The 25,745-nt window shown below is 64.7% G+C and carries 27 protein-coding genes; 11 read left to right on the top strand and 16 right to left on the bottom strand.

Annotated elements, in window-relative coordinates; translation table 11 throughout:
* Window positions 1-143: 143 nt before the first annotated feature.
* The 3 genes from gshB to D3227_RS24505 all read right to left on the bottom strand — a co-directional run bounded on the left by gshB (window position 144) and on the right by D3227_RS24505 (window position 2,544).
* Window positions 144-1,085 (bottom strand): glutathione synthase, encoded by a 942-nt coding sequence (gene gshB / locus D3227_RS24515; protein ID WP_120016850.1) that lies wholly within the window; start codon window positions 1,083-1,085, stop codon window positions 144-146.
* A gap of 69 nt (window positions 1,086-1,154) precedes the next feature.
* Entirely contained in the window at window positions 1,155-1,529 is a 375-nt protein-coding gene (locus D3227_RS24510) for a GtrA family protein (protein WP_120016849.1), read from the bottom strand.
* Window positions 1,530-1,533: 4 nt separating this feature from the next.
* Window positions 1,534-2,544 (bottom strand): glycosyltransferase, encoded by a 1,011-nt coding sequence (locus D3227_RS24505; protein WP_120016848.1) that lies wholly within the window; start codon window positions 2,542-2,544, stop codon window positions 1,534-1,536.
* Window positions 2,545-2,667: 123 nt separating this feature from the next.
* Here D3227_RS24505 and D3227_RS24500 point away from each other — a divergent pair, with 123 nt between their 5' ends.
* The 8 genes from D3227_RS24500 to D3227_RS24465 all read left to right on the top strand — a co-directional run bounded on the left by D3227_RS24500 (window position 2,668) and on the right by D3227_RS24465 (window position 11,891).
* Window positions 2,668-4,473: a GtrA family protein gene (locus tag D3227_RS24500; protein ID WP_245451855.1), complete on the top strand. Its 1,806-nt coding sequence runs from the start codon at window positions 2,668-2,670 to the stop codon at window positions 4,471-4,473.
* 143 nt (window positions 4,474-4,616) lie between these two features.
* Entirely contained in the window at window positions 4,617-5,966 is a 1,350-nt protein-coding gene (locus D3227_RS24495; protein ID WP_120016847.1) for a putative bifunctional diguanylate cyclase/phosphodiesterase, read from the top strand.
* A gap of 152 nt (window positions 5,967-6,118) precedes the next feature.
* Window positions 6,119-6,886: an SDR family NAD(P)-dependent oxidoreductase gene (locus tag D3227_RS24490; protein ID WP_120016846.1), complete on the top strand. Its 768-nt coding sequence runs from the start codon at window positions 6,119-6,121 to the stop codon at window positions 6,884-6,886.
* The gene (locus tag D3227_RS24485; RefSeq protein WP_120016845.1) at window positions 6,883-7,827 is read left to right on the top strand and encodes a 2-dehydro-3-deoxygalactonokinase; all 945 of its coding nucleotides are present in this window, start codon (window positions 6,883-6,885) and stop codon (window positions 7,825-7,827) included. The genes D3227_RS24490 and D3227_RS24485 overlap by 4 nt, the downstream gene beginning before the upstream one ends.
* Window positions 7,824-8,462 (top strand): 2-dehydro-3-deoxy-6-phosphogalactonate aldolase, encoded by a 639-nt coding sequence (locus D3227_RS24480; protein ID WP_120016844.1) that lies wholly within the window; start codon window positions 7,824-7,826, stop codon window positions 8,460-8,462. The genes D3227_RS24485 and D3227_RS24480 overlap by 4 nt, the downstream gene beginning before the upstream one ends.
* Complete coding sequence (locus tag D3227_RS24475; protein WP_425374543.1) at window positions 8,462-9,337, top strand: SMP-30/gluconolactonase/LRE family protein; 876 nt, start codon at window positions 8,462-8,464, stop codon at window positions 9,335-9,337. Before D3227_RS24480 ends, D3227_RS24475 begins: the two co-directional genes overlap by 1 nt.
* Before the next feature lie 106 nt (window positions 9,338-9,443).
* Window positions 9,444-10,568 (top strand): D-alanine--D-alanine ligase family protein, encoded by a 1,125-nt coding sequence (locus D3227_RS24470; RefSeq protein WP_120016842.1) that lies wholly within the window; start codon window positions 9,444-9,446, stop codon window positions 10,566-10,568.
* 54 nt (window positions 10,569-10,622) lie between these two features.
* The gene (locus D3227_RS24465) at window positions 10,623-11,891 is read left to right on the top strand and encodes a low temperature requirement protein A (RefSeq protein WP_208646423.1); all 1,269 of its coding nucleotides are present in this window, start codon (window positions 10,623-10,625) and stop codon (window positions 11,889-11,891) included.
* Window positions 11,892-11,968: 77 nt separating this feature from the next.
* Here the strand turns inward: D3227_RS24465 and D3227_RS24460 are convergent, their stop codons facing one another.
* The 7 genes from D3227_RS24460 to D3227_RS24430 form a co-directional block, all read right to left on the bottom strand.
* A complete protein-coding gene (locus D3227_RS24460; protein ID WP_120016869.1) occupies window positions 11,969-12,385 on the bottom strand; it encodes a GFA family protein in 417 nt (138 codons plus the stop codon).
* A gap of 19 nt (window positions 12,386-12,404) precedes the next feature.
* The gene (locus D3227_RS24455) at window positions 12,405-12,869 is read right to left on the bottom strand and encodes an SRPBCC family protein (RefSeq protein WP_120016841.1); all 465 of its coding nucleotides are present in this window, start codon (window positions 12,867-12,869) and stop codon (window positions 12,405-12,407) included.
* The gene (locus D3227_RS24450; RefSeq protein WP_120016840.1) at window positions 12,866-13,186 is read right to left on the bottom strand and encodes an ArsR/SmtB family transcription factor; all 321 of its coding nucleotides are present in this window, start codon (window positions 13,184-13,186) and stop codon (window positions 12,866-12,868) included. The genes D3227_RS24455 and D3227_RS24450 overlap by 4 nt, the downstream gene beginning before the upstream one ends.
* Window positions 13,187-13,357: 171 nt before the next feature.
* Window positions 13,358-13,723, bottom strand: coding sequence for a DUF1850 domain-containing protein (locus D3227_RS24445; protein ID WP_120016839.1), 366 nt, complete (start codon window positions 13,721-13,723; stop codon window positions 13,358-13,360).
* Complete coding sequence (locus D3227_RS24440) at window positions 13,720-15,810, bottom strand: TRAP transporter permease (protein ID WP_120016838.1); 2,091 nt, start codon at window positions 15,808-15,810, stop codon at window positions 13,720-13,722. Before D3227_RS24440 ends, D3227_RS24445 begins: the two co-directional genes overlap by 4 nt.
* A gap of 165 nt (window positions 15,811-15,975) precedes the next feature.
* On the bottom strand, window positions 15,976-16,935 hold the full coding sequence (locus D3227_RS24435) for a TAXI family TRAP transporter solute-binding subunit (protein WP_120016837.1): 960 nt from the start codon (window positions 16,933-16,935) through the stop codon (window positions 15,976-15,978).
* Between the two features lie 174 nt (window positions 16,936-17,109).
* Entirely contained in the window at window positions 17,110-17,568 is a 459-nt protein-coding gene (locus tag D3227_RS24430) for a RidA family protein (RefSeq protein ID WP_120016836.1), read from the bottom strand.
* Between the two features lie 243 nt (window positions 17,569-17,811).
* On the opposite strand from D3227_RS24430, the gene D3227_RS24425 reads away from it, so the two are divergent.
* The 3 genes from D3227_RS24425 to D3227_RS24415 all read left to right on the top strand — a co-directional run bounded on the left by D3227_RS24425 (window position 17,812) and on the right by D3227_RS24415 (window position 19,909).
* Entirely contained in the window at window positions 17,812-18,180 is a 369-nt protein-coding gene (locus D3227_RS24425) for a YciI family protein (protein WP_120016835.1), read from the top strand.
* Window positions 18,181-18,296: 116 nt separating this feature from the next.
* Entirely contained in the window at window positions 18,297-18,650 is a 354-nt protein-coding gene (locus tag D3227_RS24420) for a YciI family protein (RefSeq protein WP_120016834.1), read from the top strand.
* Window positions 18,650-19,909, top strand: a complete 1,260-nt coding sequence (locus tag D3227_RS24415) for an RNA polymerase sigma factor (protein WP_120016833.1) — start codon at window positions 18,650-18,652, stop codon at window positions 19,907-19,909. Before D3227_RS24420 ends, D3227_RS24415 begins: the two co-directional genes overlap by 1 nt.
* 14 nt (window positions 19,910-19,923) lie before the next feature.
* Here the strand turns inward: D3227_RS24415 and D3227_RS24410 are convergent, their stop codons facing one another.
* The 6 genes from D3227_RS24410 to hrcA form a co-directional block, all read right to left on the bottom strand.
* Window positions 19,924-20,550, bottom strand: coding sequence for a glutathione S-transferase family protein (locus tag D3227_RS24410; RefSeq protein ID WP_120016832.1), 627 nt, complete (start codon window positions 20,548-20,550; stop codon window positions 19,924-19,926).
* A 279-nt stretch (window positions 20,551-20,829) separates the two neighbouring features.
* On the bottom strand, window positions 20,830-21,810 hold the full coding sequence (gene cysK, locus D3227_RS24405) for a cysteine synthase A (RefSeq protein WP_120016831.1): 981 nt from the start codon (window positions 21,808-21,810) through the stop codon (window positions 20,830-20,832).
* Window positions 21,811-22,154: 344 nt separating this feature from the next.
* Window positions 22,155-22,772, bottom strand: a complete 618-nt coding sequence (locus tag D3227_RS24400; RefSeq protein WP_120016830.1) for a LysE family translocator — start codon at window positions 22,770-22,772, stop codon at window positions 22,155-22,157.
* Window positions 22,773-22,858: 86 nt separating this feature from the next.
* Entirely contained in the window at window positions 22,859-24,214 is a 1,356-nt protein-coding gene (locus D3227_RS24395) for a PQQ-dependent sugar dehydrogenase (protein ID WP_120016829.1), read from the bottom strand.
* Between the two features lie 96 nt (window positions 24,215-24,310).
* Entirely contained in the window at window positions 24,311-24,508 is a 198-nt protein-coding gene (locus tag D3227_RS24390; RefSeq protein ID WP_006205367.1) for a hypothetical protein, read from the bottom strand.
* A gap of 98 nt (window positions 24,509-24,606) precedes the next feature.
* Window positions 24,607-25,689 carry a heat-inducible transcriptional repressor HrcA gene (gene hrcA / locus D3227_RS24385; protein ID WP_120016828.1) on the bottom strand — a complete coding sequence of 361 codons (1,083 nt, stop codon included), beginning with the start codon at window positions 25,687-25,689 and terminating at the stop codon, window positions 24,607-24,609.
* Between the last annotated feature and the right edge of the window lie 56 nt (window positions 25,690-25,745).

Genomic DNA, 25,745 nt, shown 5'->3' with positions numbered 1-25,745 from the left:
AAAGCGCCGCCGGCAATGTCGAGTGCGAGGATGCTACCCGCCGTAGCTCTAAGCGTGTCCGCGCAACACGCCGCCGCTCGCCGCGCAACTATGCAGGCTGTCGATGCGGAACGTTGCGGTTCCACCAGGCAAGGCGCTGCGTCCTACCGCCTCTTGTCCTCAACTGCGTCCCAGAACAAGCTCGCAATATCGGCACCGCCAAAACGCTGCACTTCGCGCACGCCGGTCGGCGAGGTCACGTTGATCTCGGTCATGTAGTCGCCGATCACGTCGATGCCGACGAGGATGAAGCCGCGTTGCTTCAGTGATGGCCCGATGCGGGCGCAGATCTCGCGCTCGCGCTCGGTCAGCTCGGTCTTTTCGGCGCGGCCGCCGACATGCATGTTGGAGCGCGAATCGTGCTCGGCCGGCACCCGGTTGATGGCGCCCACCGGTTCGCCGTCGATCAGGATGATGCGCTTGTCGCCCTTGCGCACGTCCTTCAGATAGCGCTGCACGATATAGGGCTCGCGGAACATCTGGCCGAACATTTCGAGCAGCGAGGCGAGGTTGCGGTCGGCCTCGTGCAGATGGAAGATGCCGGCGCCGCCATTGCCGTAGAGTGGCTTGACGATGATGTCGCCGAATTCCTTGCGGAAGGCGGCGACTTCCATGGGGTCCTTGGTGATCAGCGTTTCCGGCATCAGGTCCGGGAATTCGGTGACGAAGATCTTTTCCGGGCTGTTGCGCACCCAGGCCGGGTCGTTGACGACCAGAGTCTCCGGGTGGATGCGCTCGAGGATGTGCGTGGTGGTGATGTAGTTCATGTCGAAGGGCGGATCCTGGCGCAGCAGAATGACGTCCATCTCGGACAGGTCGGTGCGCACCTTCTCGCCCAGCGAATAGTGGTTGCCCTTCTCGTCGCGCACCTGCATTTCCTCGATGCGGGCAAATACCTTGCTGTCGCGCATCGACAGCCGGTCGGGCGTGTAGTGGAACAGCTGGTGGCCGCGCCGCTGCGCCTCCAGCGACAGCGCAAACGAAGTGTCGCCGGCGATCGACACCGACGAGACATGGTCCATCTGGACGGCGATTTTCAAGGGCATCTTGGGTCTCCGGCGCGATCCTTGTCGCCGATATAAGGAACTCGGCGGCTTATGCCAATCAGCCAGAGCCTATCGGTCGAAGACCAGGCGGGAATAGCCGAGGAAGGAAAGCGCCATGGCGATCAGCGAGGCGACGGCAAGCGCCGCCAGCGGCGGCATCGCCGGCAGGGCAAACAGGATCGCGCAATAAACGACGTAGTTGATGATGCTGGTGGCGATGCCGACGCCGCCATAGCGAGCGCCCTCTGTCGCGATGCCGCGGCTCGACGGCGAGAAGGTCAAATGGCGGTTGAACTGCCAGGTGACGGCCAGCGCAAAGCCGATCGAAAGCACGCGGGCGACAAGCGGGCCAAGCGGCGTGACGGCCAGCAGCAGCCAAAGTGCTGCCGCATCGGCGACGAAACCGACGCCGCCGGCAAGGATGAAGCGAAGGAGACGGTTCACGGTTCTACGCCGCCCGGGGAGTCTTGCCCGGTGAGGGGTTCAGGGCAGTCTGCTCAGCGGCCCGTTCACGCCGTTCGACGCGGCCGGACGGCATCGACAGGTAGAAGATGCGCTTCTGTTCGGCGCGGCCGCGCGATACCGAATCGAGGATCAGCCCGGTCACCGCCGCCAGCATGGACAGGAGCAACAGACCGACCGATAGCACCCAGGTCGGCATGCGCGGCACCAGACCGGTTTCGGCGAATTCGATCAGCACCGGCGTCATCAGGAACAGGCTCGCCCCCAGGAAGAACACGGCAAAGGCCCCGAAGAAGCGCAGCGGCTGCGTCTCCTTCATCAGCATGGCGAACATCCAGAGGATCTTGGCGCCGTCGCGCCAGGTCGACAGTTTCGACGACGAGCCTTCCGGCCGCCGGCCATAGTCGAGCGCGATCTCGCTGACCGGCAGCTTGAGCTGCGAGGCATGCACCGACATTTCGGTCTCGATCTCGAAGCCACCCGAAACGGCGGGAAAGCTCTTGACGAAACGCCGGGTGAAGACGCGGTAGCCGGAGAAGATGTCGGTGAAGTCCGAACCGAACAGTCGCTTGTAGAGGCTGTTGAAGATGCGGTTGCCGAAGGCATGGCCGGAGCGGCCGGCGTCGTCGGTGACGCCGCGCCTGGTGCCCACCACCATGTCGCAGCGTTCGGTCAAAAGCGTGTTGATCAGCTGCGGCGCGTCCTCCGGCGCATAGGTGCCGTCGCCATCGGCCATCAGATAGATGTCGGCCTCGATATCGGCGAACATGCGCCGCACGACATTGCCCTTGCCCTGGCGCGGCTCGCGGATGACGGTGGCACCGGCCGCGCGGGCTCGCAGCGCCGTCAGATCGCGCGAATTGTTGTCGTAGACATAGATCGCGGCCGAAGGCAGCGCCTCGCGGAAGCGCCGCACCACCTCGGCGATCGTCGGCTCCTCATTGTAGCAAGGCAGGAGCACGGCGATGTCGGGCTCGTGGCGGACTTCATGCGGCATTTTCGTCTCCGGAGGCCTGTTTCGGCACGCTGGCCGCGCAAATGCCGGCCTCGCTCAGGCGGCTTTACTATTTATTGAAGCCGTTAAGGCTAGGTTTAAGCCGCATTCCTTCCGACAAAGGTCATGACGATGAGCTCAGGCAAGGCCGGCGCTTCCTCCTGGAAGTCCGATTTGATGCTGGCGTTGCTTGCCATGCTGGTGGCGCTGGCCGTCAATGCCGGCACCGGCTTCCGCGAATTGACCGATGCCGGCGGCGACAATGACAATCTGCTGCGTCTGGTCGAGGTCCGCGACATGCTGGGCGGCCAGGGCTGGTTCGACCTGCACCAGTACCGGATGGGGCTGGAAGGCGGCTTCGTCATGCATTGGTCGCGGCTGGTCGACACGCCGATCGCCACCATCATTCTTGTTGTGCAGGCTTTGACCGGCAGCACTGCTCTTGCCGAGGATGTCGCCCAGATTGCCTGGCCGTCGCTGCTGTTCTTCCTGACCGTGTTCTTCACCACCCGCGCGGCGCGCAGTGTCGCCGGCGAGAGCGCGGTTTTGCCCTCCGTCGTCGTCGGCGCTGCGGCGTATCATTTCATCGGCATCTATTCGACGGGGGCGCTCGATCATCACAACGTCCAGCTGATGCTGACCATGGCAAGCCTCTGCCTGCTGCTGGAGGCGCCGGTGCGGCGGACGGCAGCGCTTCTCTCCGGACTTTGCGCCGCGCTGACGCTGGCCGTCGGCATGGAAACCGTCCCCTATGTCGCCACCATCGGTGTCTCGGTCGCTCTGCTGTTTGTCGTCGACAGGTCGGGCGAGAGCCGGATCGCCCGGGATTTCGGCCTCGGCTTTGCCGGTGTCTCGGCCTTGGTCTTCATTGCCACCATCCCCTTCTCGGCATGGGGCCAGGCGCAATGCGACGCCTTCTCGACCGTGCAGTTCGTCGTGGCGGCACTTGCCGGAACCGGCCTTGCCGCCATCGCCTCGATCGATGCCGCTTCTCGCAGCTGGCAACGGCGCCTCGCAGCGCTCGGCCTGCTCGCCGCAGCCATTGCCGCGGTCGTCGTGTCGCTGTTCCCGCAATGCCTGGCGGCTCCCTATGCCAATCTCGATCCGCGCCTCAAGGAACTGTGGCTCGATCACATCGACGAAGCCCAGTCGCTGTTGACGCTTCTCGCCCATGAGCCGGCCCACGTCGCGGCCCGCTACGCCACGCCGCTGGTGGCCATCGTGCTGATGGCGATCAGCTTTAGCCGCGGAAACTGGCGGCGGCAGGAAAGCCTCGTGGCTGCGCTGCTGGTCGTCGCTTTTGTCGTCAGCGCCTGGCAGGTGCGGGGCTCGACATTCTCGATCGGCTTCGCCGTCATCCCGCTGTCGGCCTGGATCGCCAAATGGCGCCAGCGCGTCGAGGTCAGCTCTTCACGCGGCGTCGTCCTGCGCATGGCCGCGGCCTGGCTGGTGTCGGTGAACGCTGTCTGGACTGGTGCTGCGGCGGCAACCTCGGTGGTGCTCGAATCCAAGAACACTGTGGCGGCCGGCAGCGAAACCGACAATCGCTGCTACCGCATGGCGAGCTTTGCGCCGCTCGGCCACATGCCGGATACCACCGTGCTGGCGATCTCCAATCTCGGCGCGCCGGTCCTGGCATATTCGGGACATCGCGTGTTCGCCGGGCCCTATCATCGCAACATCGCCGGCAACCTCTTGGCGCTCGATGCCTTCCTGGGCTCTGCCGACGATGCGCGCAAGATCGTGGCGGATCATCACGTCGGACTGGTCGCGCTTTGCCGCGGCAGCGCGGAAAGCGAGCTCCTGGCCGAAAAGGCGCCGCAAGGCTTTCTCGCCGGGCTGATGCACGGCAGCGTGCCGGACTGGCTCGAGCCGGTGGCAGAGACCAAGGGAAACCCGATCGAACTCTATCGTGTCCGGCAAGGCGCCTGACGGCATCCGCCCCTTCAAAGTCGGACAATTCATACGATCGGCGGCCTTTTTTCAGCCGACGAAAAAATCGATTTCGCGATACGTTTCCTAAAGGGTTTGCTGCCAGTCTGCGCATGAATTCAGAGGTGCAAACAGGAACACCGATGCAAACGACGTTTGGCACCGGGCAGGCCGCCAAGGAAAACACGGATCTGGCGTTCACGGATGCGTTGACCGGGCTTGGCAATCATCGCCGTTTCTTCGACAAGGTCGACCGCCTGATCAGCGATCGGTCCGAGGATCCGGCGCCCTTTACCGTCGGCATCCTCGACCTCGACGGCTTCAAGCCGATCAACGACCTGTTCGGCCACAAGGCCGGCGACGACATCCTGATCCAGGTGGCGATGCGGCTGCGCGCGTCGATGGACAGCTATTCCACCGTTTGCCGGATCGGTGCCGACGAGTTCGCCTATCTCTATCCGATGGTGTTCAGCGAGGAGGCGGCGGCGGAAAAGTCGCGCATGCTGATCGAGATCCTTTCGGCGCCCTATGATGTCGGCGAACGCACCGCCAGGCTTTCGGCCTCGGTCGGCTGCTCGCTGTTTTACTCCGGCGACGAGACCACCGAGATCCTGGTCAACAAGGCCGAAACTGCGCTCTACCACGCCAAGCGCTCTGGCCGGGGTCGGGTCGTCGTCTACACCCGCGAGATGGAGGAAGCCGCCAAGCGCGTTACCCGCATCGAGCAGGCACTGCGCCGCGCCGTTTCGGCCGGCGAGGTGGAGCCGCATTTCCAGCCCATCGTCGATCTCACCACTCGCCGCACCATCGGCTTCGAGACACTGGCGCGCTGGACCGATCGCGACCTCGGCATGGTGCCGCCGAGCGTCTTCATCCCGATCGCCGAGGAACGCGGCATCATCGGCCCGCTGTCGCAGCTGGTGCTGCGCAAGGCCACCGAGGCCGCCCGCAGTTGGCCGAACGATCTGTTCCTGTCCTTCAACCTCTCGCCGTCGCAGCTCGTCGACCAGAACACCGGCCTGCACATATTGGCGATCCTCGACCGCACCGGCTTCGATCCGCGCCGGCTGGAGATCGAGATCACCGAAACCGGCCTGATGAACGATCCGGCCTCGGCCGAGAAGATCGTCGAGGATCTGCGCCGCGTCGGCATCCGCGTTTCGCTCGACGATTTCGGCACCGGCCAGTCCTCGCTCGGTCGCCTGCGCGAGTTCCATTTCGACAAGCTCAAGATCGACCGTGCCTTCGTCTCCTCCATCCTCGACGACCGGCCTTCGGAACACATCATCCGCGCCATTCTCGCAATGTGCGAGGGGCTCGGCATGGACGTGGTCGCCGAGGGTATCGAGGAAGAGGCGCAGGCCGACCGCCTCGTCCAGTTCGGCTGCGCCGGCGGGCAGGGCTACCTGTTCGGCAAGCCGGTCGACGCCGACGCCACGCTCGGCTATCTTCGCGACTCCTATCGCGGTGCCTTGCGCGCCAAGGCGATCTGACGGCGTTTCCCGTCACAGCCTCGCCTATCCGGCGGCCCGGTGGGGCGCCTCCGTCCATTTTGTCAGACATAAGCGCCAAAATCTGTTTTTCGCCCTTGCTCGCTGGAGATCGCTGGCTAGGATGCGCGCCGTCCATAACGGAGAGAAAAAACATGATGCCATCGGCGCGTTTCGCCGACCTTGAGGGCGCTTCGGTGCTGATCACCGGCGGCGGCTCCGGCATCGGCGCCGCGCTGACCGAAGGCTTCTCCCGGCAGGGCGCGAAGGTTGCCTTCATCGACATCGCCGACGGCCCGAGCACAGCACTTGCCGATCGCATCGAAAACGAACTTGGCCGACGGCCGCTCTACCTCAAGACCGACCTGCGCGACATCGAGGCGCTGCGGGCCTCAGCCGCCAAAGCGGCCGCGGCGCATGGCGATATCACCGTGCTGGTGAACAACGCCGCGCTCGACGACCGCCATGCTGTCGAGGACGTCACCGTCGAGTTCTGGGACAACAACCACGCGGTCAACCTGCGTCCGCATTTCTTCACCGCGCAGGCTGTGGCACCGGGCATGAAGCGGGCCGGCGGCGGCTCGATCATCAATTTCACCTCGACGTCCTACCTCATCAACCACCCGGACATGCCGGCCTATACGGCCGCCAAGGCCGGTATCCTCGGCCTCACCAAGGGGCTCGCCGGCAAACTCGGCGCCGACCGCATCCGCGTCAACGCGCTGGCGCCCGGCTGGGTGATCACCGAACGGCAGAAGGAGCTCTGGGTCACCGAGCAGGGGCTCGCCGCTCATGTCGCCAAGCAGTGCATCAAGGAGGTCATGCAGCCCGATGATATCGTCGGCACGGTGCTGTTCCTGGCGTCCGACGCCTCGCGCATGCTGACCGCCCAGATGCTGATCGTCGATGGAGGCTTCCTGTGAGCGCGCTACCGGCGGTCGCGGCCGTCGACTGGGGCACGACCCGGATGCGGGTCTGGCTGGTCGATGAAGCCGGCAAGGTTCTCGCCGAGCGTCGCGGCGACGACGGGCTGATCACCGCGCAGCAGAAAGGCTTTTCCACCATACTTGAAGGGCACCTCGCGGCTCTCGGCGCACCGGAGGCGCTACCGGTCATTGTCTGCGGCATGGCCGGCTCCCGCCAGGGCTGGCTCGAGGCGCCCTATGTCGCCGTGCCGGCGCCGATCGGCGCCATCCTTGCCGGTGCTGCCCGTGTTCCCGGCCAGCAGCGTGATATCCGCATCGTGCCCGGCCTCGCCCAGCGCCTCGCCGATGCGCCCGATGTCATGCGCGGCGAGGAAACCCAGCTTGCCGGCTCCGGTTTGCCGGCAAACGGCCGCCATCTCGTCTGCATGCCGGGCACGCATTCGAAATGGGTCCTGGTCGAGGACGGCGCGGTTGCCGGCTTCGGCACCTGGCCGACCGGCGAGCTGTTCTCGGTGCTTGCGGCGCATTCGATCCTGCGCCATTCGCTGGGCGAGCAGCCGAAGCCTGTCGCGCCGGACAGTCCGTTCTTCCAGGAGTGGTGCCGCAGCGCGCTGGCCGAGGGCGGCGACGTCACCTCAAAGCTGTTTTCGATCCGCGCTGCAGGCCTGCTGCAGGACCTGCAGCCCGACGATGCCGCCGCCTGCCTGTCCGGCCTGCTGATCGGCGGCGAGATCGCTTCGGCAAAGCGCCGCTATGGGGCAGGTGCGGCACCCGTCGCGCTGGTCGCCTCCGGCGCGCTTGCCAGTCTCTATGGAGCAGCACTCGACCTTGCCGGGCTTGCCGTCAGGAGCGTCGACGCCGACGAGGCGGTGCGAGCCGGCCTGGTCGAGGCCGCGCGCGAAAACGGCATGATTGCCAGAAGTGGAGTTGCAACGTGACCCAGACCGCACCTTTTCCTCAGCTCAAGCGCGGCCTGGTCGCCATCCTGCGCGGGCTGAGGCCCGCAGAGGCGGTGGCCGTCGGCACAGCGGTTTTCGAGGCCGGCATCGAGGCAATCGAGGTGCCGCTCAATTCGCCGGACCCGTTTTCCTCGATCGCCAGCATCGCCGAGGCGCTTCCGGCGACCGCGCTGGTCGGCGCCGGCACGGTGCTGACACCGGTCGATGTCGACGGCCTGCACAAGGCCGGCGGCAGGCTGCTGGTCAGCCCCAACATCGACGCCGACGTGATGCGCCGCGCCATGGACCACGGCATGGTGACGATGCCTGGCGTCTTCACGCCGACCGAAGCGTTCCAGGCCATCCGGCTCGGCGCCTCGGCGCTTAAATTCTTTCCGGCCAGCGTGCTGGGTGCGGGCGGCATCTCGGCCGTGCGTGCGGTGCTGCCGGCAGACACGCTGATCGGTGCCGTCGGCGGCGTCTCGGAAAAAGATTTTGCCGGCTATAAAGCGGTTGGCGTCACCGTCTTCGGCCTCGGCTCCAGCCTGTTCAAACCGGGCATGCGCGTCGACCAGGTGGCGGCCCGCGCCCGCGCCGCGGTGGCGGCCTGGGACATGGCTTTCGGGGGTGCATGATGGACACGGTTTCGGTCTTTTGCGACCAGATCTGTCAGCTCGGCGAGGGGCCGAGCTATGATCCCGGCACCGATGCGCTGTTCTGGTTCGAGATCGTCAATGGCCTGCTGTTGGAGCAGGGCGTTACCTCCGGCGCGCTGAAGATCCATGAGCTTGGCCTGATGGCCAGCGCCATTGCCATCATCGATGACAAGCGCCAGCTGATCGCCAGCGAAACCGGCCTGCATATCCGCGATGTCGCAACCGGCAAGCTGACGCTGCACACGCCGATCGAGGCCGACAACCCGCTGACGCGCTCGAACGATTCGCGCGTCCATCCCTGCGGTGCCTTCTGGGTCGGCACGATGGGCAAGGGCGAAGAAAAAGGTGCAGGCTCAATCTACTGGTTCTTCAAGGGTGAGTTGCGCAAGCTGTATTCCGGCATCACCGTGTCGAACTCGATCTGCTTTTCCGAGGACGGAGCGGTCGCCTATTACACCGACACCGGCACCGGGCTGCTGATGCGCGTCGCCTGCGATCCGGCGACCGGCTTGCCCGTCGGCGAGCCGAAGGTCTTCGTAGATCACCGTTTGGCCAAGGGCTATGTCGACGGCTCGGTCGTCGACCGCGACGGCGTGCTGTGGAACGCCGTCTGGGGCGGCAAGGCGGTCAAGGCCTATGGGCCCGACGGCACACTGCTGCGCGAAGTCGCCATGCCGGTGACGCAGCCGTCCTGTCCCGCCTTTGTCGGCGCGAAGGCCGATAGGTTGGCGGTGACCTCGGCCTGGAAGGGCAAGGACGACAAGCAGCGCAAGCTCGACCCGCAAGCAGGCATGACCTTTCTGATCGATATTCCCGTCAACGGCCGCTTCGAGCCGCGCGTGCTGATCGCCTGACTCTCCTGATTGGAGGACGCTGTTACGCGACCGTCCGCAGCGGTCGGTTTCGCGAAAGCCAATGGCAGGCGCCATGCGAAGGTGGTGCATTGCCGGGAGTTGATCGATGTCGAGCCGCCAGCCAAAACTGATCCTCGTCTACGAGCCGGAACAGGCCTGTTTTGACCGACTGGTCGCCGATGGTCATGTACCGGGACGCGCCGCCGAGATTTCGTCCTACCTGGCGCAGTCGACCGATCTCGCCCGCGAATTCGATGCGCTTGCCACCGCCTGTGACAAACGTGGTTTCGGCTTCGTGCCGGTGGCGCTCGACGATGCGACGGGTGTGCTCTCCGGAGCCGATCCGAGCACCACGCTGGTATGGACGCTGACAGACGGCATTGCTTATTTTCGCGGCGCGGCCGGCCCTGTACAGGCGCGGCTGAACGGCCTGAAGACGATCGGCGCCGATGACGCGCTGTTTGCGCTCTGCCAGGACAAGTTCCGCTCCGGCGCCGTGCTCGGCGCGCTCGGCCTGCCGGTGCCGCAGGCCGGCCTGGCGCGCGACGGAAGCTGGCTGGTCGAGCCGCCGGCCTCGGCGGATGGCTGGTTCGTCAAGCCGAACCGGCTCGGCGCCAAGATCGGCATCTGGCCTGACTCCCGCTGCTATGATCTCGGCCACGCGCTGGAGCTTAGCCGGCGTGTTTTTGCCGCCTATCGCGACGATGTCGTCGTCCAGCCCTATATCCCCGGCCGCAATGCGCGCGCCAGTTTCCTTGGCCTGAAGCCGGATACCGGCGTCGAGGCGCTCGGCATCGCTTTTGTCGATTCGGGCGGCGATTTCCAGACCATGGCAGACAGTCTGGTGCTCTATGGTGAAACCGGCGAAGCGGCAAAGGCTGCCGGCCATTATACCGAACCCGTGCTTGTTCCGGTTGCTGCCAGCCTGCCGGCAGCCGACGCAAAAATCCGCGGCATCGCCGAGCGGTTGGTCGTCGCGCTTGGCCTGCGCGATGTGTTTTCCATCGATGTCAGGATCGAGGCCGCCGACCGCGTTCATCTCATCGAGTTCGAGGTTTGTCCCGGCCTGCCGTGCTTCGATTTCCGCGACTATTGCCGCCAGCAATGGGGCTTGAGCCTGGCAGATGCGATGGCCGAGACGGCAGTGAGCCGGCTGCCTGGCCAGGCCGTTTGGACGGCGCGAGGCTACAAACGCGCTGGCCTTTGGCCGCGTGCAGTCGGCGCGCCTTGACGCTTTCTGCCGTGCCTCTAGTGTCGGTCGACGAGGCCCAACGAAGAGCGCGCGATGAACACCACGCCTGTCAGTTCCGAGACGCTCCATCATCACGTCCGACGCATGGCTGGACGCCATCCGCATGAGGAGCATCGCGTCGCAACCCCGCTCGAACTTCTGTTCGACCTGACTTTCGTAACAGCTTTCGGCCTTGCCTCATCCCAGTTCGCGCATGCGCTGGCTGAAGGCCACTATGCGGCGGCCCTGCTGGGCTTTGGCTTCGCAAGCTTCGCCATCTGCTGGGCCTGGGTCAATTTTTCATGGTTCTCCTCGGCCTACGATACCGATGACTGGATTTTCCGCCTCATCACCATGGTGCAGATGATTGGCGTGCTGGTGCTGGCAATCGGCCTGCCGCGCATGTTCGCCTCGATCGAGCACGGCGAGCACCTCGACAATTCGGTCATGGTGCTGGGCTACGTGATCATGCGCCTGGCCATGGTGTTCCAATGGCTGCGCGCCGCCCGACAGGACCCTGATCGGCGCCGGGCCTGCCTGACCTACGCCACAGCCATATCGGTGGCCCAGGTCGGCTGGGTGGTGCAGATCCTCGCCGATTTCTCGGTCGGCGTCAGCCTTGTACTCGCCTGTGTCCTCGCATTGGTCGAATTGGCGGGGCCGGTGATTGCCGAACACAAGGATGGCGGCACGCCCTGGCATGCCCATCATATTGCCGAGCGTCATAGCCTGTTCGCCATCATCGCGCTCGGCGAGGGTGTCGTCGGCACGCTCGCGTCGCTGTCGGCCGTGGTCGAGGAGCAGGGCTGGACCATGGATGCGGCATTGGTTTGCATCGCCGGCACCGGGCTGACCTTCGGCATGTGGTGGGTCTATTACATACTGCCTTCCGCGCGGATCCTTCATGCCCACCGCGATCGCGCATTCGTCTGGGGTTATGGGCAGATGCTGATCGTGACCGCCATCGTTGCGACCGGCGCCGGGCTCCACGTGGCGGCCTATTTCATCGAGCACAAGTCTCACATCGGTCCGCTCGCGACGCTGCTTACGGCCGCCATCCCCGTGGGTGTTTTCCTGGGACTGATCTATGCGCTCTACTACTACCTTGTTCCGCGCTTCGATCCGTTTCACATCTGGCTGTTGCTCGCGACCGTGGCCGTCGTCGCACTTGCCATTCTCGCCGCGCTTGCCGGCGTCGACATGGCGGTCTGTCTGATCGTTCTGATGCTGGCGCCGGTCGTGACTGTCGTCGGCTACGAAGCGTTCGGACACCGCCACCAGGCGGAAGCACTCGCAAGCGACGAGCACTCGGCACGGCATTAGGGCAATTCCAGGAAAAGCGTGTAGCGGTTTTTCTGTCCGGAATTGCGTAAAAGCAAGCTGGATTGCGTCCAGAGGAACTATCCGTGCAGCATTCGCTCGAATGCCTGCAATGACGGATCCATAATGTCCCAGCCATGGCCGCGGATCGTGTAGGTCACCGCCTGCGGCTCGAAATCGCCGGGGTTATCGAGGCTGGTCGCGTGAATTGCTATCAGCTCCGGCATCGCGACAGAAGTCAGATAGACCGGCGTTCCACAGGTCGGGCAGAAAGCGTGCACCTTTTGGTTGCCGCTGGCGCCCGCCACGCGCCAGGTGCTCGCCTCGCCGGTAATTGCCATATCGGCGCGCCTGCCGAAGGTCAGATAGGATCCGTGGCCAGTGCCGCTGCGCTTTTGGCAATCGAGGCATTGGCAGTGGTTCTGGAAGATGGGCTCGCCGCTTGTTTCAAAGCGGATCGCGCCGCACGCGCATCCGCCGGTATAGCGCTTGGTCATTGTCATTCTCCCGCTGGGATCAGGCCGATTTCGGCTTGGCGAAAATGTCGATGCCGCTGCCGGTTTCGAGGAAGGATTTCATGCTGGACAGCACCGCCGGCCAGCCCTGGCTGATGCCTTTCGCCATGCCGCTGCCGGCTTCGAGCTCGTCATGGGTGACGGTCAGCCGCACCATAGTGTCGTATTCCTCGATGCCGAACGTCACCCGGCTGTATTGCGACGGGTCGTCGGCCTGCGAGGCGTTCGCCCAGGTCATCACGAGACGGGTCGGCGGCGAGATCTCGACGACCTTGCCGACGAGTTCGACGGTGCGCTCGTCATTGGCGCGGATATGTTCCCATTTCGAACCGGCCTTCCAGTCGGACACGTTCTCGTGGCCCCAATAGCACCTTGCGATATCGGGCCTGGTTATGGCCTCGAACACTTTTTGCGGCGTCGAGCGGATATAGGTCACGTAGACAAAACTGGTCGTCTCTCTGGTCATCGGTCCTCTCCTTCGAGTTCTTGCTTCAGGTCGTGCAGCAGGCTGAGCCGCTGCCGTTCGAATTTTCGCACCCACCGCTCGTAGATGTCGTGCAGTGGCACGGGGTTGATGAAGTGCAGCTTTTCCCGGCCGCGCTTGACCGTGCTCACCAGGTTGGCCGCCTCCAGCAGGTCGAGGTGCTGGGTGGCGGATTGCCTTGCCATCTCCAGGTTTTCGCAAAGCTGGCCGAGCGTCTGCCCGTTCTGCTCGCACAGAAGGTCAAGCAGCTTTCTGCGTGTCGGGTCGCCCAGCGCTTTGAAAACCTTGTCGGCGTCCATCGGCCTCACTCTGTTGTGAGACTAATATGCAGGTAAATACCTGCATGTCAATCGCCGATCGTCCGGCTTCGCAATTGTTCGATGAGGCTATGCGGACTTGGACGTGCGCCGGCCAGATATCGGTTGTTGTCAAACGGCTCCGACCGGTTGTCGGCTAAAAGTTCTTCGCGATCATGGTCCGGCGCACGATTCCAGCACGATCGTGTCGCCAGCCGCCTTGCCCAGTTCGCGGCAGCCCTGATCCGTGCACAGCGTCCAGCCTTCGCCGGTCGCGCCGGATGCGGCGAGCACGAGGCGCGGCTGAGGTCCAATCCCGGGCGTGTAGGCCCACCAGCCGTCCCGCAGCACCGCGCCCTCGGGCGGCTCCATGCCGGCGCCAGACCCTTTGACGCGTGCTTCGACGACCTGCAGCCCGGATGGCAGTACGGTCCAGTCTTCCTGCCAGCGCGTCCTTTCCACCGAATGCGTCCAGGACAGGGTGAAGGCGGCGACAGCTAGCTTGACCGTCTTGCCGGCGGCGAGGATGCAGAGGCTCATGCGGCGCTGGATGCCTGGCGTGCGCGCCAGACATGCCAGCAGATCCAGATCAGGGAAAGCGTCCAGCCGGCCTCGTCGGTAAGCGGAAGTGCCGCAACCAGAAGCACGCCGGCTGCGAAGGCGACCAGGCGTTCCCACCAGGCCATGCGCCGAACGAGGAAGCCGACGGCGGCCGCACCCCAGAGCACGATGCCCATGCAGGCCTTGACGACGACATAAGCGACCTCGACGGGATAGCCGAACTGAGCGGCGAGCGGGCCGGCATCCTGCAGCATCAGCGCCGGGGTGTAGACCGCCATGAACGGCACGACGAAGCCGGCTATGGCAAGCTTGGTGGCCTGGATGCCGATCTTGAGGCCGCTCTCCTTGGCCATGGGTGCGGCGGCGAAAGCGGCCAGCGCCACCGGCGGGGTGAGGTCGGCCATGATGCCGAAATAAAAGACGAACATGTGGCTGACCAGCAGCGGCACACCAAGCGACAGCAGCGCCGGCCCGGCCAGCGACGAGGTGATGATGTAATTGGGGATGGTCGGGATGCCCATGCCGAGCACCAGGCAGGTGAGCATGGTCAGCACCAGCGACAGGAACAGATTGTTCTCGCCGATCGAGATGATCCAGCCGATGAAGGTGGAAGCGATGCCGGTGAGCGTCAGCGTGCCGATGACGATGCCGACGATGGCGCAGGCGATGCCGACCGGCAGCGCGTTCTTCGCCCCTTCTGCTAGAGAGTCGACGCAGATCCGCAGCGTCTCACGGCCGCCCTTGAAGGTGACGCAGGCGACGATGAGCGCGGCGATAACGAGGCTGAGGATGTTGACGCCGAACCGCATGAAGGAGGAGGCGGCAAGCCCTAGCGCCAGCCAGAAGACGATGCGAAACGCGAGCGGCCCGATCAATGCCGCCAGCGGCGTGCCGAGGATGAGCACGATGGTCAGCGCCAGACCCATCGTGCCGGCGAAGATCGGTGTGTAGCCGGCAAACAGGAGATAGATGAGCACCGCGAGCGGCAGTATCAGCGGCCAGTGTTTCTTCACCGCGTCCCAGGGATTGGGCAACTCCGCCTTGGCCATGCCGTGCAGGCCGGCCTTGCCGGCCTCCAGATGCACCTGCCAGAAGCAGGCGCCGAAATAGAGCAGCGCCGGGATGATCGCCGCCTTGACCACTTCGGCATAAGGGATATTCAGCGTCTCGGCCATGATGAAAGCGACCGCGCCCATCACCGGCGGCATGATCTGGCCGCCCATGGAGGAGGTCGCCTCGACGGCGCCGGCGAAGGCCGGGCGGAAGCCGAAGCGCTTCATCAGCGGTATGGTGAACTGGCCGCTGGCCACGACATTGGCGACGCCCGAGCCGGAGATGGTGCCCATCAGCGCCGAGGACAGCACGCAGACCTGCGCCGGGCCGCCACGCCAGGAGCCGACCAGCCCAAGCGCGAAATCGTTGAACAGCGCGATCATGCCGGCGCGTTCGAGAAAGGCGGCAAAGACCACGAAGATGAAGATATAGGCGGCGGAAACATAGACCGGTGTGCCGTATATGCCTTCGGTGCCGAAGGCGAAGGTGTCCACCAGCTGGGCGAAATCATAGCCACGATGGATGAAGGGCGGCGGCAAATGATTGCCAACGAAACAATAGGCGAGGAAGACGAAAGCGATAATGGCAAGCGGCAGCCCCATCAGCCGCCTGGCGGCCTCGAAGACCAGCACAACCAGCAGCGAACCGACGATCAGGTCCGGCGTGGTCAGGAAGCCGGAGCGGCGGATCAAGTCGGCATAGAAAACCCAGTTGTAGAGCCCGGTGCCAAAGCCGAGCAGGCCGACAACCCAGAATGCCGCCTTCGCCGGCATGCTTTTGGCGCGCAGATTGGCGATCAGGGCGAAGCCGAGCAGCAGCAGGAAGCCGACATGCATGGCACGCACCACCTGGCTGGGCAGGCTGCCATAGGCGGCGACATAGATCTGGAAGGCGGAGAAGGCGACCGCGATGAGAAAGGCCGCTTTGCCGGCGGTGCCTTCGCCAAAGCCCGGCGGCAGGCCTTCGACGGTTTCTTCGGCAGTGGGGGAAAGAACGGTTGGCGTTTCAGTCATTGGCGGGCTCCTGGTGGCGTCCCTCCCCTCGAGGGGAGGGTTGGACAGCCGCCGAAGGCGGATGGACGGGTGGGGTAACCTCAACCGCCTAAAAGGTGGAGCAGGTCGCCGAGGACCCCTCCCGGCCCTGCGGGCCACCCTCCCCTCGAGGGGGAGGGGGACGGCTTACTTGATGAGCCCTTTCTCCTGGTAATACTTCTCGGCACCCGGATGCAGCGGCACCGGCATGCCGTCGAGCGCCTTGGCGGGATCGATCGCCTTGGCGGCGGCGTGGGCGGCGGCTAGCTGGTCGAGATGCTCGAACAATAGCTTGGTCATCTGATAGGCGGTCTCGTCGGAGACGTCGGCGCGGGTGACGAGGAAATTGCCGACTGCGGCAGTGGCGACATCCTCGCTCTGGCCCTCATAGGTGCCCTTGGGGATGACCACGGAGAGATAGGGCGAGCCGATCTTGGCGACGGCTTCCGCCGGCACGGCCACGACATTGATCGGCACCGAGGTGGCCAGGTCGCGGATGGAGGCGACGCCGAGGCCGGCCGATTGCAGCGTGGCGTCGAGCTGGCGGTTCTTGATCAGCTCGACCGATTCGGCGAAGGGCAGGTATTCAACGCGGCCGAGGTCCTCGTATTTCAGCCCGGCGGCGGCGAAGATGGCGCGCGCATTGAGTTCGGTGCCGGAAGCCGGAGCGCCGACCGACAGGCTCTTGCCCTTCAAATCGGCGAGCGTCTTGATGCCCGACTCCTGGCTGGCGACGATCTGGATGTAGTTGGGATAGATGGCGGCGATGCCGCGCAGCTTGTCGAGCTTGCCGGGGAAGCCGGCTTCGGTGTTGCCCTCTGCGGCGAGCTTGACGGAGTCGCCGAGCGCGAAGGCGATCTCGCCCTTGCCCTGCTGCAGCAGATTGAGGTTCTCGACCGAGGCCTTCGTCGCCTGTACCTGGGTGCGGGCGCCCTCTATGCCCTTGCCATAGATCTCCGACAGGGCGACGCCGAGCGGATAGTAGACGCCGGAGGTGCCGCCGGTCAGCACGTTGATGAATTCCTGCGCCCCGGCCGGCACCGCGCCAAGGCCGAGCGACAGCGCCACGGCGCCGGCAGCAACAAGTTTGGTCCTGAAATTGAGCATGCGATTTCCTCCCTGAAATATTGGCGCCGCACCGCCTTCCAGCACGAACCGGGGCGAGTTTAGACAGCAGGCGACAAATGCCAACCCGCAATCGGATCCATTAGACGAACGGCTGAGGGTTCGCGGAAAACCAGGGCGAGCGCTCAAGATCCCGTTCTGTTTCAGCCGCCCCGCTCAGTCCGGCAGCGCCGCGACCGCGACGATTTCAATAACGATGTCGGGTTGGGCAAGCGCTGCAACGCCGATCACCTCCGAAGGCGGCGGATTGTTGTCACTGCAGTGCTTCGGGCTGTGCTTGGCAAAGAACGCGTCCAGCACGTCGAGGCGATAATTGGGGGAGCTGAGAACGCCGCCGTCGGGAAATGGCCCCCTGACGAAGAAGGTCAGCCTGATCAGATGTTCGAGCCCGCTGCCCAGCTCCTCCAGATCCGATTTGATGTTGCCGAGAACCGCGCGCCACTGCGCCGCCGCATCGCCGGCGAAGCCACCTTCTTTGCCAGCCGGATCGTAATCGTCCGATGTCGCCGTGTTTCCGCAAAGGTAGACAGTTCCCTTCGCTCCGCTGACGACCGTCCCTTTTCCCCATGGCATCAAGCGGCCGCTCTTGAATTTCTTGTGGGTCACGAGTTCCATTCTCTTCTCCCATCTTTTGCGCGATGTGCCCGGCCCCCGACAAAGGATAGGGCTGCAGGGTACCGCTGCCAGTGTTGGGCGTTTCCCGCGATCGGCCATGGTTGCGTGGTAGAAGCCTGGTCCTTGCGAAACCTCGTGACGAAGACGAAAGATTTTTGCGGCGCCTGTCGAAATCGGCCGAGACCGCACGACATAGGGTCGGCCCGCAACGGAGCGGCCGTTCGAAAAAACGGGAGAAGACCCATGCGTTACATGCTTTTGATCTACAATGACGAAGCCGCAACGGCGAATGCGCCGCGCGACAGGACCGAGCAGATCCTGGCGGCCTATGGCGCCTATACCGAAGCGTTGAAGACATCCGGCGCATGGCTGGCCGGCGACCGGCTGCGCCCGACCCAGGCGGCCGCCGCGGTGCGGATGGCTGACGGCAAGACCAACGTGCTCGACGGCCCCTATGCCGACACCAAGGAGCAACTTGCCGGTTTCTACATGATCGAGGCGACGGACATGGACACGGCCACCGAATGGGCTGGGCGCTGTCCGGCAGCAAGCACCGGCACGGTCGAGGTGCGCCCGATCTGGGAAATGACCGAATACCTGTCCGAGAAATGACCGAAACGTCGTGACGAAGCCGAAGGATTTTCGCGGCGCCTGTCGAAATCGGTCGATGCAACGCGACATAGGGTTGGCCAGCAACGAAGCGGCCTTCGAGAAACCGGGAGAAGACCATGCGATACATGCTTTTGATCTATGTCAACGAAGCCGCGATGGCGGCAGCGCCGACTGAGAAGACCTACGAGATCAGCGCGGCCTATGGCGCCTATACCGAGGCGTTGAAGAAGTCCGGCGCCTGGCTCGCCGGCGACCGGCTGAAGCCGACCCAGGCCGCTACTTCGGTGCGGATGGCCAACGGCAAGACCAACGTGCTCGACGGTCCCTATGCCGACACCAAGGAGCAGCTCGCCGGCTTCTACATGATCGAGGCTGAGGACGCCGACGCCGCGATCGCCTGGGCGGCGCGCTGCCCCGCCGCCAGCGTCGGCACGGTCGAGCTGCGGCCGATCTGGGAACAGACCATGTGATGGAAAATGGCGCGGAGATGGCGCGGGCGGCGGCGGAAGCGGCCGCCCGGCAGAGCTACGGCAAGCTGGTCGCCTGGCTCGCGGCCCGCACACGCGATGTCGCCGGCGCCGAGGACGCGCTGGCCGACGCCTTCGCGGCGGCGCTGGAGCGCTGGCCAAAGGCCGGCGTGCCAAACCGGCCGGAAGCCTGGCTGCTTGCAGTGGCACGGCGGCGCCGGGTCGACGCGATCCGGCGACGGCTAACCGGCGAGGCGGCCCGAGACCATCTCAGGCTTGTCGCCGAGGAAATGGAGGCGAGCATGAATGACGAGGAGCTGCCCGACGAGCGACTGCGGCTGATGTTTGCCTGCGCCCATCCGGCGATCGAGCCGAGCGTACGCGCGCCGCTGATCCTGCAGACCGTTCTCGGTTTCGATGCGGCGACGATCGCCTCGGCATTTCTGGTCTCGCCGGCAACGATGAGCCAGCGCCTGGTGCGCGCCAAGAGCCGCATCCGCGAGACCGGCATTCCCTTCCGCGTACCGGAACGGGCCGACCTCGGCGAGCGGCTCGACGCAGTGCTTGAGGCGATCTACGCGGCCTTCGCGGAAGGCTGGTCCGATCCGGCCGGCACCGAGACGCAGCGGCGCAATCTTGCCACAGAAGGCATCTGGCTTGGCCGGCTGGTAGCCTCGCTGATGCCGGAGGAACCGGAAGCGCTGGGCCTGCTTTCGCTTATGCTGTTCGCCGAGGCCCGCCGCGCGGCGCGGCGCAGTCCCGAAGGCGATTTCGTGCCGCTTGCCGAACAGGACATCGCGCTGTGGGACGACACGCTGATCGACGAGGCGGAAGCGCTGCTTTCCCGCGCTGCCGCCAAGGCCGTGATCGGCCGCTACCAGCTCGAGGCCGCCGTGCAATCCGCCCATACGGCGCGGCGGCGGAGCGGCCGCACCGACTGGGCAGCGATCCGCCAGCTCTACGACGCCCTGCTGGCGATTGCCGGCTCGCCGGTGGTGGCGATCAACCGCGCCGTGGCGATTGCCGAGGCCGAGGGCGCCGCGGCGGGATTGGCAGCACTATACGTGCTGGGTGACGACAAGCGGCTTAGCGACTACCAGCCCTATTGGGCGGCGCGTGCGGGCTTGCTGGCCAGGCTCGGCAACACCAGCCAAGCCGCTGAGGCCTACGATCAGGCAATCGGCCTGGAACGCGACCCGGCCGTGCGTCGCTTCCTGCAGCAACGGCGTGCGGAAATCGGCAACGACGCGACAAAGCACTGAGTCTTCAGTGCGGCTCAGGCCGGCCACATGTCATGCGCAGCGTTCAGCTTCTTGATCAGCTCATGATCGCGCAATCTGGCCCACAGCCGCTCGATATCAGGCCAGGCGGCCCGAGCTTTCTCGACCTCGGGGTGCCAGGCCACCAGCATGATGAGATAGATGTCGGCCACCGAAAGCCGCTCGCCAACCAGCCAGTCGCGGCCAGCAAGAGCCCTGTCCATGATGGCAAAGCCGCGATCAATCTCGGCGACCGCTGCCTGCTTCACGGCTTTCACCCCCTTGGCGTCGGCGGTGTATCGATCGGCGTAGTAGAGCCGCAGGATTGCCGGATAGAGAGCCGACGACATGAACGCCATCCAGCGCAGGAAGTCGGCGCGGGCAGGCGAACCGGCGACCGGTGCCAGGTCCGCCTCCGGATGGCGTTCGGCAAGCAGGATGCAGATCGCCGCCGATTCGGTGATCGAGCCGCCGTTCGGCAAGGTCAGCACCGGAACCTGGTTCAGAGGGCTGATGGCGAGAAAGGCCGGATCTGGCGGGTCCTTCTTCGGCACGTCGATCTGGTCGAACGGAACGCCGGCTAGAGCCAGCGCTGCCTCGACGACAAAGCCGCCGCTGCCGGGGCGGGTGTAGAGCTTGTACATGATATCCCTCCGCCAGCCCGAATCTGGCCGGCGGCGATTTGAACCAGAAGCAGCGCGCCGCTCAAGCGGTTGGCGGACGCCACCGGTGCTTTTTTCAGCGGTCCAGGGGCGAATGCGTAACCTTTTGATGCCGGCGGGATAGCGCCCCTGTGCCGACCTTTCAGAACGGCTTTCATTTCTGCGCCGCGGTATTCCTCGGCCACGGTCGCGGCATGGGATCCCAGGGTCTGCGCTCCGCTTCGCGTTCGCTCCGCCCTGGGATGAAGAAGCGTTGGGGGGCTAAGCCCCCAGCCCGTCGAACAAAATGGTCGACAGATAGCGCTCGGCGAAGGAGGGGATGACCACCACCAGGTTCTTGCCCTTGTTCTCCGGCCGCGAGCCGACGACGATAGCCGCCTGCAGGGCCGCACCCGAGGAAATCCCGACCGGCACGCCTTCGAGGCGGGCGACGAGGCGCGCATTGGCGACCGAATCCTCGTTCGAGACCTTGACGATCTCGTCATAGATCGAGGTATCGAGGATCTTTGGCGCGAAGCCGGCGCCGATGCCCTGGATCTTGTGCGGGCCGGGCTGGCCGCCGGACAGAACCGGCGAGGCTTCCGGCTCGACAGCGACGACATGCACCGAAGGCTTGCGCTGCTTCAGCACCTGGCCGACGCCGGTGATGGTGCCGCCGGTGCCGATGCCGGCGACGAAGATATCGACCTCGCCCTGTGTGTCGTTCCAGATCTCCTCGGCCGTGGTGCGGCGGTGGATCTCCGGATTGGTCGGGTTCTCGAACTGCTGCGGAATTATGGCGTCGGGCAGGGTGGCCGCCAGCTCGTCGGCCTTGGCGATGGCACCCTTCATGCCCTTGGGGCCTTCGGTCAGCACCAGCTCGGCGCCGAGCAGCGCCAGCATCTTGCGCCGCTCCACCGACATGGTTTCCGGCATGGTCAGGATCAGCTTGTAGCCCTTGGCAGCGGCGGCGAAGGCGAGCGCGATGCCGGTGTTGCCGGAGGTCGGCTCTATCAGCGTCGTCCTGCCCGGCGCGATCCGGCCCGATGCCTCCAGCGCCTCGATCATGGCGACGCCGATGCGGTCCTTGACCGAAGCGATCGGGTTGAAGAATTCGAGTTTGGCCAGGAGATTGGCGACAACGCCCTTCTCCTTGGCGAATTTGTCGAGCCGCACCAGCGGCGTGTCGCCAATCGTCTCGGTGATCGAATTGTAGACGCGGCCGCGGCCGGGCACACGCGTGGAAGAGACGGGCTTGTTCATTGGTTTCGCTCCCAGAAGTCAGGCAATTGACATGGTCGGACTAACATAGGCGGACAGAATAGGGCTTTCGGTCGCGCAAGATAGGCTGCCGCTCGAAAATATCCGAGTGGGGCGCTTGCTGAAAACGCTCTCATCCCGGAAACGTATTTTCCGGATAGCCCGAATCGCGGAATGGATTGGCCGAAACCAGCCTGATCACACACCAAGGTGTTGAGATTCAGGTCAGGCCGCGCCGAGAATGGAGGTTTCCGAGAACCGGAGCGGAACGTACTTGAAGTACGTGAACACCGGAAGCGCAGGAACCTGCCGTTCGCAGGCCGGCATCACCTGAATATCAATACACCTTACTGGCGGGCGGCAATCGCTGCCGCCGCCCCGACCATGAAGCCGGCGGCGGTGCGGTTCAGCGCCTTCAGCGCCCTTGGGGACTTCAGGAACCAGCGCGCCTTGGCGGCGAGCGCCAGATAGGGCACCAGCACCACCAGGAGCACGACAACGGTGAGCGCGACGAGGATGCCGTAGTCGACCAGCGTGATGGTCTTCAGGTCAACGATGGTTGGCGTGATGGCGAGATAGAAGATCATCGTCTTCGGATTGCCGATCGTGACGGTGAGGCCGGCGAGGAAGCTCGCCACCAGTCCGCCCTTGCCCTTCTTTGCCTCGACAGTCTCCGGCGTGATGCCGCTGGCCCAGAAACGCCAGCCAAGGAAGGCAAGGTAGGCGACGCCCAGCCATTTGATCGCCAGGAAGACCATGCCGAAGGTCTGGGCGACGAAGGCAAGGCCGAGCACGACGGCGGTGAGATAAATGAGGTCGCCGAGCATCAGGCCGAACGACATGGCCAGCGACGAGCGGAAACCGGAACCGAGCGCGCGCGCGACAAGCGCGGTGACGCCAGGACCGGGAATGGCGGCGGCGATGCCGAGGGCGGCGCTGTAGGCGATGAAACCGGTGAGGGTCATGGGTCCAGCCTTTGAGTGAAGGCGCCTTTTCGCACGAAAGCGCCTGGGCTGTTAACCGGATTCGATTGCGCCAGAGGGTGAGGGCCTCAGGTCGGGCCGTCGTTGTAAGTGACGCGCCAGATCGTGCCGTTGCCGTCTTCGGTGACGATCAGCGAACCGTCCCTGGCTACAGCAACGCCAACCGGCCGACCCCAGACCGCGTCATCGGCGATGACGAAACCGGTCATGAAATCCTCATACTCGCCGGTCGGCTTGCCGTCCTTGAACTTGAGCCGCACCACCTTGTAACCCGTCCTGATGTTGCGGTTCCAGGACCCGTGCAGGGCGACGAAGGCATCGCCTTGATATTCGGTCGGGAAGCTCTTGCCGGCATAGAAGGCAATGTTGAGCGGCGCCGAATGCGCCTGCATCAGCACGTCAGGCACAGTCACCTTGCCGGCAAGGTCGGGACGCTCGCCCTGGTGGCGCGGATCCTCGTTGTTGCCGATGTAATACCAGGGCCAGCCGTAGAAGCCGCCGTCCTTGACCGTCGTCGCATATTCGAACGGGACATTGTCGCCGAGTTCGTCGCGCTCGTTGACGACGCACCAGAGCGCGCCGGTGGCTGGCTGAACGGTCATGCCGGAACAGTTGCGCAGCCCGGTGGCGAAGCTGCGCCGGTTCTTGCCGTCGGGATCGAAGGCCAGAACGTCGGCGCGGCCTTGCTCGGAGCCCCAGGCCGCACCCAGCGGCTGCGATTTCGCCCATTGCTCGACGCCGCCCTTCGGTTCCTTGCCTATATCCTCGGCAATGTTGGAGCCGGAGCCGACCGACAGATAGAGCGTCTTGCCGTCGGGCGAAAAGGTGATGTCGCGGGTCCAATGGTGGCTGGAGGGTATGTCGGCGACGATGGTTTCCGGCTCGCCGGCGGCCTTGAGGTCGCCGTCGCGATAGGCAAAGCGCACGACGCCATCCCTGTTCGCCACATACACCCATTGCGGCTTGTCGCCCGGCGGGTAGAAGGCGATGCCGTAGGGCCGGTTGAGGCCCTTGGCGAAAGTGGTTTCCTCGGCAGGCTTGCCGCTGCCCTCGGTAAGACGGTAGACGCGGATCTGGTTGGCCTTGCTGTCAGCGACGAACAGATCGCCATTGGGCGCCATGCGCACGACACGCGGACTGTCGATGCCGGAGGCAATCAGCTCTACCGAAAAGCCCGGCGGCAGAATTGGCTTGGCGCCTTCGGGGCGATCGGCAAGGCCGGCGCCGTTGGACGCGGATTCGGTGAGGTAAGGGGCTTGCATATCATCAGGCCTGATCAACCGGCGCACGCCCGGTCTGTCGGCCTTCCAGTCGCCGAAAGCGGCCTTCCCTTCCAACAATCGCTGTTCCGCCTGTTGCGCGAAGCTGCTGGGGACGACAAACAGAGCGGCGACAACGACCGCCAGACCGACACGTCGGATCATGGTAGTCTCCGGTTCACCTTGACCAGCGAAACGGGCAGACCAGCCTGCTTGTTCCGAGCAGGGCCTTGGCACACAGGGATTTGAAGGATCGCCGGTTCAGGTCCCGGCAGCGTAGAAATCGTCGTCGAGACGCTTTTCCAATTCAACGAGATCCGCCGGCAGCGGAAGGCCCATGGCGCGCATTTCCTGCAGCTTCTCGCGCAGTTGCTCCTGCACTTCGTGCTGGTCCTCGGGCTGGTTGACCATTTCCTCGAGCAGCAGGCTGATCTGGGCCTTCAACGATTCCAGCGCCATTCTTTTTCTCCTCTGCAGCCTGTTCGTTCCCAGGTGTGTTGAGATTCGGGTCAGGCCGCCGCCATTTGCAGACCGGTCTCACCCGAATATCGATACACCTAGCGCAGCATGCGCGAAATCAGCTGCGCCGTATAGTCAACCATCGGCACTATGCGGGCGTAGTTCAGACGCGTCGGACCGATGACGCCGAGCGCACCGACGACGCGCGCGTCCTTGTCGCGATAGGGCGCGACGACCAGCGACGAGCCGGACAGCGAAAACAGCTTGTTTTCCGAGCCGATGAAGATGCGCACGCCGGGCCCTTCCTCGGCAAGGTCGAGCAGTTGGACCAGCCCGTCCTGCGTTTCCAGGTCCTCGAACAGATGGCGCAGCAATTCGATGTCGGCCTGGGCGGTGACGTTTTCCAAGAGATTGGCACGGCCGCGCACGATGAGGCGCGCCGGCAGGCCGCTGTCGGCGCCGGCCCAGACCGCCAGGCCCTTCTCGACCAGATCCTGCGACAGCGTGTCGAGCGCGGCCCTGGTCTCTTCTTTGATGCGGGCGATCTCGATGCGCGCCTCGGCCAGCGTGCGACCACGGATATGGGCGTTGAGGAAGTTCGAGGCCTCATGCAATTGCGAGACGGTGATGCCGGCGGGCAGGTCGACGACACGGTTCTCGACATCGCCGTTCTGCGAGACCAGCACGGCCAGCGCCTTGGTCGGCTCGAGCTGGATGAATTCGATGTGCTTGAGCGCCACCTCGTTCTTGGCGGCGAGCACCAGGCCGGCGCCGCGCGACATGCCCGACAGCATCTGGCTGGCCTCGGTCAGCATATGCTCAAGCGTCGCGCCCGAGCCGGAGGCGCGCACCTGCGCCTCGATCGTGCGGCGCTCCTCGTCGGAAAGGTCGCCAAGCTCCATGAAGGCATCGACGAAGAAGCGCAGGCCGGTCTGGGTCGGCAAGCGGCCGGCCGAGATGTGAGGGGCGTAGATCAGGCCGAGATGTTCGAGGTCGCTCATCACATTGCGGATAGTGGCCGGCGACAGCGACGACGGCAGGATGCGCGACAGGCTGCGCGAACCGACCGGCTCGCCATCCCTCAGATAGGAATCGACGATGCGCCGAAAAATGTCGCGCGAGCGCATGTCGAGCGACTGGAGCACGGGCGACTGCGACGCGGGATCGACTGCCTTGGTCATTCGAGCCAAAAAACCTCCGGCTCAAATATAGACTTAGGCCGTGCCCGCGCAACCCG

Source organism: Mesorhizobium waimense, assembly GCF_003601975.1.
Taxonomy (GTDB): Bacteria; Pseudomonadota; Alphaproteobacteria; order Rhizobiales; family Rhizobiaceae; genus Mesorhizobium; species Mesorhizobium waimense.
This window is presented reverse-complemented; position numbering and strand designations above follow the sequence as displayed.